The following is a 15,379-nucleotide window of genomic DNA, read 5'->3' on the forward strand; positions in this document are numbered from 1 at the left end:
ACATGTGCGGAAGGTTCACGTTGACCGCCGATGCCGAACAGTTGATGGCGCTGTTTCAGCTGTCCTTCTTTCCGGAAGGGTACGTGCCGCGCTTTAATATTTCCCCGTCCCAGCAGGTGCTGTCGGCGGTCAAGGCGGCGGAAGGATACAAGGCGGGTTATTTGAAGTGGGGGCTCGTGCCGTTTTGGGTGAAGGATGCGAAAAAATGGAAGCCGCTGATCAACGCCCGCGCCGAATCCCTCGAGGAAAAGGCGAGCTTTAAGCATCTTTTGGACAAGCGGCGATGCATCATTTTTGCCGACGGGTACTATGAATGGAAAGAGGAGGGCGGAAAGAAGCGGCCATACCGCATCGTGAAACAGGACGGAAAGCCCTTCGCCTTTGCCGGGCTGTGGGACAAAAACGACGGGGAGGCGGGCGGCCTCCCGACGTGCACGATCATCACCGTCCCCGCCAACGGGGAATTGGGGGAGATCCATGACCGCATGCCCGCGATCTTCACCGCCCGGGAAGAAATCGCCGCCTGGCTGGACAAAAGCAAGCCCTTTCCGGAGGTCCGCCCGTTGTTAAAAACGGCGCCGGAGAATTTGTTTTACGCCTACGAAGTATCTCCGGCCGTCAATTCTCCGAAAAACGAAAGCGAGGTGTGCATCCGGCCGGCGGAGGAGGAATGACAAATCCCCTGCGGGCGTAAAGGAAAAATGAACAGACAGGATGTGAATGAATTGAAAGGTATTCGAATTGTTACCGATTCCACGGCGGATCTGGACAGAGAAACCCTCCGCCGCTATGGGATCCATGTGATTCCGTTGCATATTCACGTGAACGGAAGATCATATTTGGACGGCGTGGATCTGTCTCCCGATGAATTGCTGCACATGATGAAGGAAGCGGATGAACTTCCGAAAACGTCCCAACCTTCTTTTGCCGCCTTTTCGCAAATTTATGAAAAGCTGACGAAGGAAGGGCATGAAGTGTTGTCCATCCATTTGTCGGGAAAATTGAGCGGCACCATCCAAACCGCCCGGATGGCCGCAGAAGCCTTTCGCGGAAAAGTGAAGGTCATCGACTCCTTTTTCATCTCAAAGGCCTTGAGCTTCCAGGTGGTCGAAGCGGCGAAAATGGCGATGGAGCGCCTGCCGATGGAAAGGATCATCCGCAGGATGGAAGACATCCGGCAGAAGACGAAATTGTACGTGGTCGTCGACACCCTGGAAAACTTGGTGAAGGGCGGCCGGATCGGGAAGGGGAAGGCATTGCTCGGTTCCCTGTTGAACATCAAACCGATCGCCTCCCTGGAAGACGGCGTCTACACCCCGGTCACCAACGCCAGAAGCCACCGCCAGGCGGTCAGACATTTAATGGAAACCTTCATCCGCGAAACGATGGGAAAGACGGTCAAAGGCATCGGCATCGTCCATGCGGAAGGCCTTGAACTCGCCAAAAGCTTGAAGGAAAAAATTCTGGAGCGTTTCGCCCATCTGGAAATCCCGGTGGAAAAGACGACCCCGGTCATCAGCATCCATACCGGCCCGGGGGCGATCGGCTTCATGTACTATGCGGAGTAGCCCGGTGAAAACCGTCCGTTTTTCGGCCCGTGTCCCGTAAGGCATGTTTCCTTTGGCTGCCCGGGTTCGCAAGGAGATTCCGCAGGGGGCGGACCGGCAGGGAGGGGGATCTTTTCCGAAAGGAGGATTCCCTTTCTTCTTGTTTGTCAAATTTTTGTCAAGAAAGGCGGCCGGACATCCGAAAGTTTTCCCTGATTCTATGGTAAAATGGAAAAGATCGGGGGGAGAAAATTGACACGCAGAAAGATGATCTTGTTTGCCTTGGCGATGCTTGCCCTGTCCATCCTGATCGCCGGCTGCGGCAGGGAAAAAATCAAAAATGCCAAAAATTGGCCGGTCGATTCCTTTGAGTATACGGATCAAAACGGCGAACCTTTATCCTTGGACGACTTGAAAGGAAAGGTTTGGGTGGCCAATTTTATTTTTACCAGTTGCGAAACGGTCTGTCCGCCGATGACGGCCAATATGGCCAGGCTGCAGCAAAGAATCAGGGAGGAAGGGCTGAAAAACGTGGAACTGGTTTCCTTCAGCGTCGATCCGGAAGTGGATACGCCGGAAAAACTGAAGGAATATGCGGCGAAGTTTACGGAAGACCAGTCCGATTGGCATTTTTTGACGGGGTATGCGCAAAAACACATCGAACAGTTCGCCAAGGATGTTTTCAAAACCCATGTGTACAAGCCGAAAAACGACGATCAAGTGATCCACGGCACCGATTTCTATTTGGTGAACCAAAAAGGGGTCATCGTCAAATATTATGACGGTTTGGACGTTCCTTATGATGAAATCCTCCATGACATAAAGGTTTTGTTGAATGAGTGACGATCCGGGGAAACCGGATTTTTTTTACCCATGAATCCGTGGTGGAAAAAATGATTGGAATGAGGAGATCTTGCCCTTTGCGGGCCGTTCGAATCGCCATATCCGCCGTTTTAATCCTTTCCTTTGTCCTCCTTCCGGGCTGTTCCGGCCAGGGGCAGGCCGGTCTGCATCCCGGCACGGAATGGGCCGGCGCGGAAAACCGGCTGCTGAAAGGCGGCATCCCGGCGGATTTTTTTCCGGTCTCCGTCCAAATTGCCGCCCTCGGGGACTCCCTGACCAAAGGGACGGGGGATGAATCCGGGCAAGGGGGGTATTTGCCCGTTCTGGAGCGGAAGATGGAAGGGTTGCGGGGGATCCAAAAGGTTTCCGCGCAAAATTTTGCGGTGAACGGTTTGACGTCCGGGGGGCTCCTGAGCATGCTGAAGGAGGAAAGGGTGGTCCGGGCGGTCAAGGAAGCCGACCTGATCTGCCTTTCCATCGGAGGCAATGACCTGGTGGCGGCCGCGAAGGAAAGCTTCCGGACGTTCAATCTGGAAATCTTCGAAAGCGAACGGAAGCTGTTTGAAGAGAGGCTGAACGAAATTCTCCGGAGATTGAAGGACGTCAATCCCCGGGCCGCCATCCTCTATATCGGCCTGTATAATCCCTTCGCATCCCGGCTTCCGGAGATGGAGGCCCTAAACGGGATCGTCGGGGATTGGAACCGTGCCGCGGAAAGGACGGCGTCCCGGTACGAATCCGTCCGGTTCGTGGACATCGCCGGCATCTTCCGCAGCGGGCAAAGGGATTTTCTCGCCGGGGATTCCTTCCATCCGAACCGGGAGGGGTACGAAAGGATCGGTGAGAAGGCCTTTGCCGCCTTCAAAGCGGAGTTCTACGGCACGCCGGATGAGGAATGAGACGGACGCGGCGGGCATCATTCCCTTTCGTGCACGGCCTGCCCGCTTCCGAAGGAAAGCGGGAATCGGGGGCTGGAATGATACCGTCAGTCCTTGCTTTACTGACTGTCGTCCTTTTCATCACCGTCGGCCATGGCAGAAAAGGAAAGGGCGGGATTATAAAAATTTTTGACCCCGCTTTTTTTGCCGCTGATCGGGGCCGTGCATTCATTCGCTTTTGGTTCCGATTTTCCGGCCGTATCGCTTGGCTCATCACGGTAATTCTTATTTTGTTAAGCGCTTACTTTGCGCAATGCATGAAACATCCCCATTGTTCGTTTTCCCCCGCGATTTTTGCGGTTCTTGCCGGCTGCCGGCCCCATGGCCGCCCCGGCATGTGCGGGGAATTTTTCCCATGTTTTTTCCGCGGCAAAACGCGGCCGAAGGTTGAAGCCCCGGTTGGGAGGACAAGCCATGGAGAAACCGCGAGCCCCGGTTTAACCTCCCCGACGTTCCGGCCGGGAACAGGCCATCGATAAACCCGCCGCGAGGACAGGTTTGGACGCTGAAATGCCCGCCCGGTTGATCTATGGCTTTCTGTGTTTCTAAGCCGCTTGTCCGATCTCCCTTGAATCGGGGCTCATCCGGAACTCCCCTTTCCTTCGGCGGATGGCGCGATCCGGCGCGGGACCCTTCCCGGCCTCCTTCAGTAAATGATCCGCAATCCCTTCGGATAATAATTTTTGATCGTCCCCTGGACCTCCTTCCCCCAGCCGAGCGGGAAGCCGTCCACCGTGATCAGGATCCAGCCGTCCTGGCCGATCCCCTTTAACGTTTCCCCCTTTAAAAATTTTTCCCAGTCCTTTTCCTCGGAGGAGAAGTTCAACGACCGTTTCACATTTTCCCGTTTCAAGGCGAGGGCGAGGGCGTGGTTCGGCTCAAAACGGTTTTTTTTCATGTCGCCGAGGTGGATCCCCGCCCGCAGGATCCGCAAATCCTTCAGATCCGGACATCCTTCCGGGAGGGCGTAAAGCCGGTGGCCGAGGAGGAAAAACCGGGAAAAATCCACATCGGTTAAATACCGGTCTTGAAACTCGTAAAAGTCGTTCAATTTCCCCCCGGAAACCGTTCCTTTCATTTCCCTAAAGGGGAAACGGCTTCCCTCTCCTTCTTTTTTCACCATTTTGGCGACGAAGTGCCCCTCGCCCCTGACCAGGTGGGGCCAGATTCTCGCGCATTTCGCGAGCTCGGGGGAACCGTGTTTCGACCATTCCGGTCTTCCGTCGGCAATGCCGGAAATTTTCTCGATCTCCACCAGCTCCATTTCCGGGTGCTGGTGGAGGAAGCGTTCGATCACCTGTTCATTTTCTTCCGGGGAGAAGGTGCAGGTGGAATAGACCAGCGTCCCTCCTTCCCGGAGCATCACGAAGGCCTTTTCCAAAATCCGGTACTGGGTCTCGGCCAATTTCTTCACAAATCGCGGCGACCAGTAGATGGTGGTTTCCGGATCCTTCCGGAACATCCCTTCCCCGGAACAGGGAGCGTCGACCAGGATTTTATCGAAATATTCCGGAAAGCGTTTGGCCAGTTTTTCCGGGGTTTCGCTCGTCACGATGCAATTTTTGATTCCCATTCGTTCGACGTTTTCCGATAAAACCTTCGCCCGCTTGCCGGATATTTCGTTGGCGATAAGGATGCCTTTCCCTTGCAAATGGCCGGCGATCTGCGTCGATTTTCCGCCGGGGGAAGCGCACAAATCCAGCACCCTGTCCCCGGGCTTCGCATCCAGCACCTCCGCCGGAAAACCGGCGCTCGGTTCCTGCACGTAATATAGGCCGGCCGCGTGGTACGGATGTTTACCCGGCCTGTCGTTCCGCGGGGAAAAGTAGTAGCCGCCCGTGACAAAAGGGATCTTCTCCAAAGGAAAAGGGCTGATCGCCTTCCATGTTTCTTCGTCGACCTTGAGGGGGTTGATCCGCAGGCCGGCGGTTTTTTCTCCGGCCAGGCTTTCCAGAAAAGGTTCGGCTTCTTCTTTCAACAGTGCGCGCATTTTTTCCACAAATTCCTCCGGGAGCATGCGGTTTCCACTCCTTTCCGGTGAGCATTCGGTTCCCTTGCGTCGCGCGGAACCCGGTTTTGGCGCGGGCCATCGCCGGGAAATGTCTTGACCGGCGGCGAGAGATGCGGGGGATCTCCCGGTGAACGGGAAGCCCGGATCATTTTCAGAAAAAATTTTTCCGATGCGGGGCCGCCCATTCCTGTTCCGCGTGGCAGGCTCTTTGGAAACAGCCCTATTTTATCACAGGGACGGATAAAAAGGGAAACGGAATCCGGAAAAGGGGACCGGTTCGCCGCGGACAGCCGGATAAAAACACGAACATTGTATAAATATAAATCTATAATATTCGTAAATAATATTGATTTTGCTGGTTTTATCCGGTAACATTTTTATTGTGACATTAAATTTACGAACGACCTGCGCATGATGGGAGGAATGGCGGATGAGCTTCGATTATGACGTGATCGTCGTCGGTGCGGGACCGACGGGGATTTTTGCCTGCTACGAATTGACATTGAAGCATCCGGAAGCGAAAGTGCTGCTGATCGACAAGGGGCATGATATCTACCGGAGGCGCTGTCCGATTTTGGAAGGGAAGATCCGGAAGTGCCCGCCGGCCATCGGGAAGAAGAAGTTTGCCGGCTGTCTGCCGGCCTGTTCGATCACAGCCGGGTTCGGCGGCGCCGGCGCCTATTCGGACGGAAAATTTAACATCACGAGCGAATACGGCGGATGGCTGAACGATTATCTCCCGAATTCCACCGTCTTGGAATTGATCAAGTACGTGGACGCCATCAATTTGAAGCATGGCGCGCCGACGGAGATCACCGATCCCGACACGGAGGAAATCAGGAAGATCGAAAGGCGGGCCTACGCCGCCGGGCTTAAGCTCCTGCGGGCCCGAATCCGCCATTTGGGGACGGAGGAAAATATCCGGATTTTGCAAAGCATCTACGAATACTTGAAAGACCATGTGGAGATGATGTTCGGGCAGGAAGTGGAAGACATCGAAACGGTCAAAACGGGAGAAAAATATGTCGCCCGGGGCGTCCGCCTGAAGTCGGGCGGGACGGTCACGGCCAAAAAGATCCTGCTCGCCCCCGGCCGGGACGGCTCCGCCTGGCTGACGGAAATCATGAGAAAGCGGCGCTTGAAGATGCTGTCCAATCAGGTGGACATCGGCGTCCGGGTGGAAACGTCCAACATCGTTATGGAGGAGATCAATCGCCATTTGTACGAAGGAAAATTGATCTACCGATCCTCGGTCGGGACGACGGTCCGGACGTTTTGCAGCAACCCTTCCGGCCATGTGGTGGTGGAAAACCATTCCGGGACGATGCTCGCCAACGGCCACAGCTATCAGGACCCGTCCTTGGGAAGCCCGAACACCAATTTTGCCATCCTCGTTTCCCACCAATTTTCCGAACCCTTCGACCAGCCGAATGAATACGCCCACGCCATCTCCCGGTTGGCCAACATCCTTTCGGGCGGCGGGATCATCGTGCAAAAGTACGGGGATTTGCTGAAAGGAAGGCGTTCGACGGAGAAAAGGATCCGGGAAGGGTTCATCGAGCCGACGCTGAAGGAAGCCGTTCCCGGGGATTTGTCCCTCGTGCTTCCCTACAATACGCTGAAAAGCATCATGGAAATGACGGAGGCCCTCGACCGGGTGCTCCCCGGCATCGCCTCCGAACATACCCTTTTTTACGGGGTGGAAGCGAAATTTTATTCGGCCCGTCCGGTGTTGAACGACCGGTTTGAATCGGAAATCGCCAATCTGTATATCGGCGGGGACGGCGGGGGCATCACCCGCGGCCTGGCCCAGGCCAGCGCCTGCGGGGTATGGATCGCCCGCGACATCGCGGAAAAATTGAAGAAGGAGCCCCTTTCCTCCCCCGATCCGGCCGGAATTGTGATAGGATAGATAAAAAAGAATTTTGACGGACGGGAGATGCGATGGCAAAATCCTTCTATCATTTTCTCATGCGATACCGGAATCCGGGAGGAAAGGACGAATTGGCCCGGTTCGCGGAAAATGTCTACCGGGACCACGGCTTTCCGAAACAATCCAGGAAATTTGATGAGATTTCCCGCTATCTGGAACTGAACGGGGAATATTTGCCTTCGATGGACGTCTTTGACCGGGCCTGGGCGCTTTATAGGGAATGGGAGCGGGATATGGACGAAGGAATCTGATCATCTCCGGCTGTGGCCCCCGGCCGGACGGAACGTCCGCAATCCGACTTCCCGTTTTCCCGGCCGGCCCCCCTTTCTCATTTTTTTCCGATGTGCATATAATGGTTTAAAGATTGAGGAGAAAGAGTGGGGGCAATGACGAAGGGAAGGATGGCGAAATATAAAATCGGGGATTACGTCATGGGCCGGAACGAGGAGATTTTCGGGAAAATCGTCAACGTCCATCTGGTGGAAGGCCAGTGGTTTTACCGGCTTCACAACCGCGAGGAACTGTACCGGGAGGACCAATTGTCCCCGGCCGATGAAGATGCGGAATTGGTGCAAAAAGAAAACGTCCATATCGATTATCGGTTCCAATTCGGGGACATCGTCCATGTAAAAGGCTACGGCAGCGATCTGTTCGTTGTCATCGGTTTCCGCGCCGAGATTTGGCGGTATAAAAATTCCGCATGGGAAGATTTGATCTATGAGTTGTCCCGGCTGAAGGACGGGGAATGGCTCGAGGCATCGGAAGAAGAGCTGATTTACATCGCCGACGAACAAAAGGCGAAAAAATTTCTTTTGCACCCCCAATTGCGGAATAATCCGCCGCAGAAGCCGGAGCGGAAAAAGGATATGGCGGATATCGACATGCTCTTGGATATGTATAACGATTATAAACGGCTGTATGAGTTGTTCGGGGAAAACACCTACAGGAAAAAGATGAAAGAAGTGCTGAAAAAATTGGAGGCCATCGTCAGGCACTTTCAAAAATAATGAAGGGGATCCGGCCGGATGGCCTCCCAGGAGGCGCCCCGCCCTTTGCGGAAGGCTGATCGTTCGGCCTTCCTTTTTTCCTTTGCCGGGGAACTTTCTTTTTGGAACCGCGGTGACCCTGCTTGCCTTATACCGGCCGGGGCCCTGCCGGAGGGATTTTCATTTGGGACGGCCGCGATTTTTCCTCCGTCCGGCCGGCAGGCACGAAAAGGCAAACATCGGAGGGGAGACTTTCTGCCGGAGGGGCGGCTCCGTCCTCCCGACAACGCTTTCGGCGCGCTTCCATCCCGGGATGGGCCGGCCGGCGGTTTCCGGTAGAAATGGTAAACGGTTGCTTCCGGAAGCCGGAAGAGGGGCGAATCCCCCCTTCCGGCGGGCCGAAACGGTACCTCTTTCGCCCATCCCCCTTTTGTCGGCTGCACGGGTTTCCATCGGTTTTTTTGGGTGCGTTTGAAGGACGAACCGCAAAATCCATTCCCTTCCTCCTTTTCCCGGCTACCAAACGACGCAAAATATGGTATATTGGAAACGAAAAAAGTATTCGTTCTTAAGGAGGATTTTTTCATGAGCATTCACATCGCCGCCAAAGCGCATGAAATTGCGGATACGGTGCTCCTGCCGGGGGATCCCCTTCGGGCGAAATACATCGCCGAAAATTTTTTGGAAAACCCGGTGCTTTACAATGAGGTCCGCAACATGTACGGCTATACGGGCACATACAAAGGGAAACGGATCTCCGTCCAAGGGACGGGCATGGGCGTTCCGTCCATCGCGATCTACATTACCGAACTGATGCAGAGCTACAACGTGCAGAAGCTGATCCGCGTCGGCACCTGCGGGGCCATCCAGAAAGACGTAAAGGTGCGGGACGTCATATTGGCGATGAGCGCCTCCACCGATTCGTACATAAACCGGAAAATCTTTAACGGGATCGACTACGCGCCGACCGCCAATTTTGAATTGCTGAAGAAGGCCTATGACGCCGGAACGGAAAAGGGCCTGGATTTGAAGGTGGGCAGCGTCTTTACCGCCGACCTCTTCTACGACGATTATGCGGAGCACGAAAAATGGGCGAAGTACGGCATCTTGGCTGTGGAAATGGAAACGGCCGCCCTGTATACCCTTGCGGCGAAATTCGGCAGGAAGGCCCTTTCCATCTTGACCGTCAGCGACCATATTTTAACCGGAGAGGAAACGACCGCCGAGGAGCGGCAAACGACCTTCAACGATATGATCGAAGTGGCGCTGGAGGCGGCTGTCAAAGAATGAAATCTTCCCGGCCGATCGGAAAAGATCGGCCCTGTTTTTTTGGCGGGAAATAACTCTACCCAAGGGATTTCGGCAGTGATAAAATTTATTCATGCGATTCAAGAAACGGATGATTCCGGCACGGACGGAATGCGGCAGCCGCGCCGCGGCGCCGCGGGACCGGCATGCTGCCGGGGAAGCGGGGGATTTTTTTGACGAGAAAAATTTTCATCCTTTTACTGGCCATTCCTTTGCTCGTTGCCTGCCAAGGCCTCTTTTCCAAGGGAAAAGAGAAGGGCGAAACGGGTGGGACGGCCGGTCAAGAGCAAAAGCAAAAGGAAAACAACCAGGATCAACCGGATACCGGCGCCGAACCTTCGGAAAAAACCGGCGGACATCCAGGGGGGAACGGAGCGCCCGGTGAAGGGGAGGGCGGGGAAATCCTGCTGGATGCCAGCCTGTTCAACGAAATCGAAGTGATCAACGGGCAAAAAGTCATCAAAAACCCGGACAACATCCTGATCATCGTCAACAAGGACTACAGCCTTCCTCCCGGCTACAAACCGAAGGATCTTGTCAGGCCGAAAGTCCCCTTTTCCTTCGGCGACCGGGACATCGAAAAAAGCTATATGCGCAAAGAGGCGGCCGAGGCCCTGGAAAGGATGTTCCGGGCCGCGGCAAAGGAAGGAATCCGCCTGTATGCCGTCTCCGGCTACCGGTCGTACGAACGGCAGAAGGAGCTGTTTGACGCGGAGGTGGCGGAGAGGGGGAAGGAATTGGCGGTGCAGGCCGTTGCCGTGCCGGGGCAAAGCGAGCATCAGACCGGGCTCGCCATGGATATCTCCAGCGCCAGCAACGGCTTCCAATTGAATGAAAAATTCGAGGAAACGCCGGAAGGAAAATGGCTTTTCAAAAACGCCCACAAGTTCGGGTTTATCCTGCGCTATCCGAAGGGAAAGGAAGACATTACCGGGTACATGTACGAACCGTGGCACTACCGGTACGTCGGCGAATATGCGGAAACGATCTACAAAAACGGCTGGACCTTGGAGGAATTTTTCGAGCAGGCAAGGGCCATTTAATCGTTTGTAATTTTCATGAAACATGATATTCTTTTGTATATGAGCATATCGTCGAAAGTGGTGAAATCCTATGGAAGATGAGAAAAAAGGACAGATGGATGACCAAGGAAAAACGGTTACGATAAAAAAATTCCATTTCATCATGCTGCTGTTTTTGACGGTCTTTCTGACGGCGGGGATTACGGCCTTCGCTTTGTCTTTCGGCGATGAAAAAGTCGTGGAAAGGATCCAGGTGCGGGACCGGGAAGAATTCAAAAAGCTGTATGATGTATACGACCAGATCAAATCTTCGTATATCGAGAAAGTGGATGAATCGGCTTTGATCGACGGCGCCATCAACGGGATGGTGGAAGCGGTGGGCGACCCCTATTCCGATTACATGACAAAGGAAGAAGCGGAAAGTTTCCATGAAAGCATTTCTTCCTCCTTTGAAGGAATCGGCGCCCAGATCGAAGAAAGGGACGGCTACATCGTCATCGTCGCGCCGATTAAAGGAAGCCCGGCGGAAAAGGCCGGCTTGAAAGCCAACGACAAAATACTGGAAGTGGACGGCAAAAACATTCAAGGCATGAGCGCCAATGAAGCGGTGACGCTGATCAGGGGCAAAAAGGGGACCCAGGTGGAATTGACGATCCTCCGCCCGGGCGTGGATGAGCCGATCAAGGTCAAAATCACCCGCGACGTGATCCCGATCGAAACGGTGTACAGCGAAATGCTGGACGGAAAAATCGGCAAAATTCAAATCACTTCCTTTTCCGAGCGGACGACCGAGGAATTGAAACAACATTTGGAAAAGCTGAAGAAAGAGGGAATGAAAGGCTTGATCCTCGACCTCCGGCAAAATCCCGGCGGGCTGTTGGATCAGGTCATTGAAATCGCCAATATCTTCATTCCCAACGGAAAAGTGATCTATCAGCTGGAATACAAAGACGGGAAAGTGGAGAAACAGACTTCCGCCCAAAAGGAACCCTTCGAATTCCCCTTTGTCGTCCTGGTGGATAACGGAAGCGCCAGCGCTTCGGAAATCTTGGCGGCTGCGGTGCAGGAATCGGCCGGCATGCCCCTCGTCGGGGAAAAGACGTTCGGCAAAGGCACCGTCCAGTCTTCCAGCGATTTCCAAGACGGTTCCACGATCAAACTGACCACCGCCAAGTGGCTGACGCCCAACGGCAATTGGATCCACGAAAAGGGGATTGAGCCCGATTATCCGGTGAAATATCCGGATTATGCCAATCTTCCTTACATCGATCCGAATTTGAAGCTGAAAGAAGGGACGGAATCGGAGCAGGTGAAGACCGCCGAACGGTTCCTGGAAGTCCTCGGCTATCATCCCGGAAAAGTGGACGGACAGTTCGACGAAAACACGAAGGCGGCGGTGGAAGCCTTCCAAAGGGATGAGAAGCTGAAAGCGACGGGGATCGTCACGGGCGAAACGACGGCGAGATTGTATGAAAACATAAGGGAAAAACTGGAAAAAGATGATCCCCAATTGAAAAAAGCCATCGAAGTGCTGAAAGAAAAAATGAAATAGATGCCCGTCCCGGGCATCTTTTTTTCTGGGAAATTCTTCCTGCGCCGGCATGCGGAAAGGCCGTGCAAAAAGGGAGGCGGCCGCCGGAATGGGAATAAGCGGGATCGGAAAGGAGCGGAGGCGTTTCAAAGAATCGCCCCGCGAATGGGGGGATGTGGTTTTACCGCCCGTCTTCCTTCCGGATGGGGATCTCGCTGATTTGGACGTCGGTGTTCTTCGGGATTTTAATCTCCAACATTTGATCGCGGAAGGCGGCCCGGGCCCCTTTTTTTCGGACGAGGGCGGGCAATGGGATGACGTGGCGTCCTTTGTTCAGCCCCTCGATAAAACATTGGTTCTGGGTGTAATAGATCCTTGCCCGCCTCAGCAGCTGTTTATTTTCCAACGGGATTTGAATATAGATATCTTCCAATGTTTCAAAGACCCGTTCGTTCAGGCCGCGATCCGGGCTTTCCTCCGGCGTTTTTCCCCCTTCGGGCGCCGGAGGCTGCCCGTTCGAAAAATTCCAAAGGTTGTTCGGCAATGTCATTTTCATCCATTGGTCGAAAATCTTCTGGAACTGTTCGGGATTCATCCCTTGAAAAAAGTCCTTCGTTTCGCCAAACCAGTTCCAAGGAAACACGGCCGCCACCTTCCTTCCGTCCCGAAAACCCCTTTTATCAACAAATTATGAAGCCGGAAACGGGAAGGTGAAGAAAACCCCGCCGCGGTTTTTCCTGCTGCCGCATTGAGGCCCGGTTCTTGCCGGTTTCGGCCATGGACAGGCAGGGTGCGGGATGATCGGTTTCCGGCCCGCCCCGAGGGATTGCGCGGGCGGCCTTCCCCGCTGCGAATCGGCGATTTCGCCATGCAAAAGCATTTTGTGCGGCCTGGAAGGTTCCCGGGTTCACGAGCATCGGCGATTCCGCCATCGTCGACGACCGTTTTCCTGCCGCCGGGGGCCCCGTCCGGGCCCCGGCGACGGACGCGCCCGCCCCGGTTGAGGAGTCGAGGCGTCCTTATTGCATTGGATAAGAAACATGTATACTATAAGAAAAGAATACAGGATCGGAATTTTGTCAGTGGAGGGTAACGATGAAGGAAAAAACGGCGTTGATCACCGGGGGTGCGGCGGGGATCGGCAAGATGACGGCGGAACTTCTCGCGGAAAAAGGGTTCCATATCGTCATCAATTACCGCAAAAGCGAGGAAAAAGCCCGGAAGCTCGCGGAAGAGATTCAAAGGAAGCACCGCGTCAAGGCCGCCGCCGTCAAAGGGGACGTGGCCTCGATGGAGGATTGCCGGAGGATTTACGAACAGGCCATCTCCCTGACCGGGCGCGTGGACGTTCTCATCCATAATGCCGGCCCCTATATCCGCGAACGGAGAAAAATGGCGGATTACAGCCTGGACGAATGGCTGTACCTCGTGAACGGCAATTTGAACGCGGTCTTTTATTTGACGAAACTCTGCCTGCCCGCCATGCGGGAAAACAGATGGGGACGGATCATCACCATGGGATTCGACCGGGCGGAAACGGCGGCGGGGTGGCCGGAGAGGTCGGCCTTTGCGGCGGCGAAAAGCGCCGTTGCTTCGCTGACGAAAACGCTGAGCCGGGAAGAAGCGGAATACGGGATTACCGTGAACATGGTCTCACCCGGGGACATTGAAGGGGATTGGAAGGAAAAACGAATCGGGGAAGCGATGGGGCACCCCGATCCCGGCACCCCGGTCGGAAGGCCGGGGACGGGGGAAGATGTGGCCAGGGTGATTTCTTTTTTGTGCGGGGAAGAATCCGATTTTATCACCGGAGCGGTCATTTCCGTAACGGGCGGCAAAGATGTCCTCGGAAAAGGGAAGGGGAAATGACCCGGTTTTCATCGTCTTTCCCCTTTTACGAACGCTCCGCCGTATTTTATTTTCTGGATATAGAACAGGCGCGCCGACAGCCCGACGGCGCCGGCGGTCAATCCGGAAATGATCCCGATCCAATAGCCGTCAGGGCCCATGCCGCCGTACCCGGCAAGGAGATAACCGGCCGGGAGCCCGATGACCCAATAGGCGACAAAAGTGGTGATGAAGCTGGCGTTCACGTCCTTATAGCCGCGCAACGCCCCTTGCACGGAGGCCTGAATCGCGTCGGAAAACTGGAAGCCGATGGCGAACAGCAAAAAGCGGGCGGTAATTTCCAACACCCTTTCTTCATTCGTGTACAGGGAAGCGATCGGATACCGGAAGACGTACAGGATGACCGCGTTCAGGAAGGCCAGGATAAGGGCGGTCAGTATGCCGAGCCGGCTGTATTGCCCGGCGTCCCGGAGCCGGTCGGCCCCGACTTCATAGGCCACCAATATCGTCAACGACATGGAAATGCTGAGGGGGAACATGTACAGGATCGTCGTGAAATTGGCCGCCGCCTGGTAGGAAGCGACGGTGGCCGTATCGTACTGGCTCATGAGCAGGGTGATCGCCGCAAATATGCTCGTTTCAAAAAAGATGGCCATCCCGATCGGGATCCCGACGCGGAAAAGTTCCTTTAAAACGGGGAAATGGATCCCGTAAAAGGCCCGGAAAATCCCGTACCGGGAAAAGGGCCTTATCCGTGTGATCAGGAGGATGGCGATGAGGCAAATGATCCAATAGGTGATCGCCGACGCCACGCCGGCGCCGACCCCGCCCAGCTTCGGGAAACCGAATTTGCCGAAGATGAACAAATAATTGAAGAAGACATTGATCGGGACCGACAAAAGGGTGATGATCATCGTCGTCTTCGTCTGGCCGAGGGCGTCGATAAAGTAGCGGAGCACGTTGTAAACGAGCAGCGGGACGATGCCGAAGGACAAGGAAACGAGATAATCATGCGCCGTCCGTTTTACCTCTTCTTCCAGGTCCATCAGGTTTAATATCTTTTCCAGGCTCAGCGCCCCGGCGGCAATCAGCGACATGGAAATAAAAAAAGCGGCCAATATGCCCTGCTGGACCGTTTTGGGGACTTCCCTTTCCCTGCCTGCGCCCACGAGCTGGGAAACGGTGGGCGTGACGGCCACGAGGATCCCGCTCAAACCGGTGTAAACCGGGCTCCAGAGGGAATTTCCGATGGCGACGCCGGCCAAATCCGCCGAGGCGACATTTCCGGACATGGACGCATTAAAAAAGCCCATCAGGGACATGGCGACTTGGGTGACGAAAATGGGGCTGAAGATGGCAACAAACAACCGGAATTTCTCTTTTCTATTTTTTGTCGGGTGCATGGTTTCCTC

The 15,379-nt window shown here is 54.7% G+C and carries 14 protein-coding genes; 11 read left to right on the forward strand and 3 right to left on the reverse strand.

Annotated features, from left to right (window positions below; genetic code table 11):
- The first annotated feature begins 2 nt into the window (after positions 1–2).
- The 4 genes from A3EQ_RS0114735 to A3EQ_RS21245 all read left to right on the forward strand — a co-directional run bounded on the left by A3EQ_RS0114735 (position 3) and on the right by A3EQ_RS21245 (position 3,289).
- Complete coding sequence (locus A3EQ_RS0114735; RefSeq protein WP_020155921.1) at positions 3–674, forward strand: SOS response-associated peptidase; 672 nt, start codon at positions 3–5, stop codon at positions 672–674.
- Between the two features lie 51 nt (positions 675–725).
- Positions 726–1,568, forward strand: coding sequence for a DegV family protein (locus A3EQ_RS0114740; RefSeq protein ID WP_211212069.1), 843 nt, complete (start codon positions 726–728; stop codon positions 1,566–1,568).
- A 246-nt stretch (positions 1,569–1,814) separates the two neighbouring features.
- Positions 1,815–2,390: an SCO family protein gene (locus A3EQ_RS0114750; RefSeq protein WP_020155924.1), complete on the forward strand. Its 576-nt coding sequence runs from the start codon at positions 1,815–1,817 to the stop codon at positions 2,388–2,390.
- 77 nt (positions 2,391–2,467) lie between these two features.
- Entirely contained in the window at positions 2,468–3,289 is an 822-nt protein-coding gene (locus A3EQ_RS21245; RefSeq protein WP_169382711.1) for a GDSL-type esterase/lipase family protein, read from the forward strand.
- A 685-nt stretch (positions 3,290–3,974) separates the two neighbouring features.
- On the opposite strand, the gene A3EQ_RS0114765 is transcribed toward A3EQ_RS21245, so the two are convergent.
- Positions 3,975–5,345 (reverse strand): RsmB/NOP family class I SAM-dependent RNA methyltransferase, encoded by a 1,371-nt coding sequence (locus tag A3EQ_RS0114765; protein WP_020155927.1) that lies wholly within the window; start codon positions 5,343–5,345, stop codon positions 3,975–3,977.
- Positions 5,346–5,769: 424 nt separating this feature from the next.
- On the opposite strand from A3EQ_RS0114765, the gene A3EQ_RS0114770 reads away from it, so the two are divergent.
- The 6 genes from A3EQ_RS0114770 (at position 5,770) to A3EQ_RS0114805 (ending at position 12,140) form a co-directional block, all read left to right on the forward strand.
- On the forward strand, positions 5,770–7,251 hold the full coding sequence (locus A3EQ_RS0114770) for an NAD(P)/FAD-dependent oxidoreductase (RefSeq protein ID WP_020155928.1): 1,482 nt from the start codon (positions 5,770–5,772) through the stop codon (positions 7,249–7,251).
- 32 nt (positions 7,252–7,283) lie between these two features.
- Positions 7,284–7,523, forward strand: a complete 240-nt coding sequence (locus A3EQ_RS0114775; protein ID WP_020155929.1) for a YozE family protein — start codon at positions 7,284–7,286, stop codon at positions 7,521–7,523.
- Positions 7,524–7,658: 135 nt separating this feature from the next.
- A complete protein-coding gene (locus tag A3EQ_RS0114780; protein WP_020155930.1) occupies positions 7,659–8,279 on the forward strand; it encodes a hypothetical protein in 621 nt (206 codons plus the stop codon).
- 564 nt (positions 8,280–8,843) lie between these two features.
- The gene (gene deoD, locus A3EQ_RS0114790; protein ID WP_020155932.1) at positions 8,844–9,548 is read left to right on the forward strand and encodes a purine-nucleoside phosphorylase; all 705 of its coding nucleotides are present in this window, start codon (positions 8,844–8,846) and stop codon (positions 9,546–9,548) included.
- Between the two features lie 164 nt (positions 9,549–9,712).
- Positions 9,713–10,609, forward strand: a complete 897-nt coding sequence (locus tag A3EQ_RS0114800) for a M15 family metallopeptidase (RefSeq protein WP_020155934.1) — start codon at positions 9,713–9,715, stop codon at positions 10,607–10,609.
- A gap of 70 nt (positions 10,610–10,679) precedes the next feature.
- Positions 10,680–12,140, forward strand: coding sequence for a lmo1851 family serine protease (locus tag A3EQ_RS0114805; RefSeq protein ID WP_020155935.1), 1,461 nt, complete (start codon positions 10,680–10,682; stop codon positions 12,138–12,140).
- A gap of 160 nt (positions 12,141–12,300) precedes the next feature.
- Here A3EQ_RS0114805 and A3EQ_RS21820 read toward each other — a convergent pair whose 3' ends face one another.
- Positions 12,301–12,762, reverse strand: a complete 462-nt coding sequence (locus A3EQ_RS21820) for an Hsp20/alpha crystallin family protein (protein ID WP_020155936.1) — start codon at positions 12,760–12,762, stop codon at positions 12,301–12,303.
- A 452-nt stretch (positions 12,763–13,214) separates the two neighbouring features.
- Between A3EQ_RS21820 and A3EQ_RS0114820 the strand changes: the two genes are divergently transcribed.
- A complete protein-coding gene (locus A3EQ_RS0114820; protein ID WP_020155938.1) occupies positions 13,215–13,988 on the forward strand; it encodes an SDR family oxidoreductase in 774 nt (257 codons plus the stop codon).
- Between the two features lie 8 nt (positions 13,989–13,996).
- Here A3EQ_RS0114820 and A3EQ_RS0114825 read toward each other — a convergent pair whose 3' ends face one another.
- Positions 13,997–15,370, reverse strand: a complete 1,374-nt coding sequence (locus tag A3EQ_RS0114825) for an MATE family efflux transporter (RefSeq protein WP_020155939.1) — start codon at positions 15,368–15,370, stop codon at positions 13,997–13,999.
- Positions 15,371–15,379 lie beyond the last annotated feature (9 nt).

Origin of the sequence: Caldibacillus debilis DSM 16016 (assembly GCF_000383875.1) — a bacterium.
Taxonomy (GTDB): domain Bacteria; phylum Bacillota; class Bacilli; order Bacillales; family Caldibacillaceae; genus Caldibacillus; species Caldibacillus debilis.

Bases quoted from the DNA above. Each gene is read 5' to 3' on its own strand.
- A3EQ_RS0114775 (WP_020155929.1), top strand. From the start codon at position 7,284: ATGGCAAAATCCTTCTATCATTTTCTCATGCGATACCGGAATCCGGGA.
- A3EQ_RS0114800 (WP_020155934.1), top strand. From the start codon at position 9,713: ATGCTGCCGGGGAAGCGGGGGATTTTTTTGACGAGAAAAATTTTCATC.
- A3EQ_RS0114735 (WP_020155921.1), top strand. From the start codon at position 3: ATGTGCGGAAGGTTCACGTTGACCGCCGATGCCGAACAGTTGATGGCG.
- A3EQ_RS0114820 (WP_020155938.1), top strand. From the start codon at position 13,215: ATGAAGGAAAAAACGGCGTTGATCACCGGGGGTGCGGCGGGGATCGGC.
- A3EQ_RS0114780 (WP_020155930.1), top strand. From the start codon at position 7,659: ATGACGAAGGGAAGGATGGCGAAATATAAAATCGGGGATTACGTCATG.
- A3EQ_RS0114770 (WP_020155928.1), top strand. From the start codon at position 5,770: ATGAGCTTCGATTATGACGTGATCGTCGTCGGTGCGGGACCGACGGGG.
- A3EQ_RS0114805 (WP_020155935.1), top strand. From the start codon at position 10,680: ATGGAAGATGAGAAAAAAGGACAGATGGATGACCAAGGAAAAACGGTT.
- A3EQ_RS0114825 (WP_020155939.1), bottom strand. From the start codon at position 15,370: ATGCACCCGACAAAAAATAGAAAAGAGAAATTCCGGTTGTTTGTTGCC.
- A3EQ_RS0114750 (WP_020155924.1), top strand. From the start codon at position 1,815: ATGATCTTGTTTGCCTTGGCGATGCTTGCCCTGTCCATCCTGATCGCC.
- A3EQ_RS0114765 (WP_020155927.1), bottom strand. From the start codon at position 5,345: ATGCTCCCGGAGGAATTTGTGGAAAAAATGCGCGCACTGTTGAAAGAA.
- deoD (WP_020155932.1), top strand. From the start codon at position 8,844: ATGAGCATTCACATCGCCGCCAAAGCGCATGAAATTGCGGATACGGTG.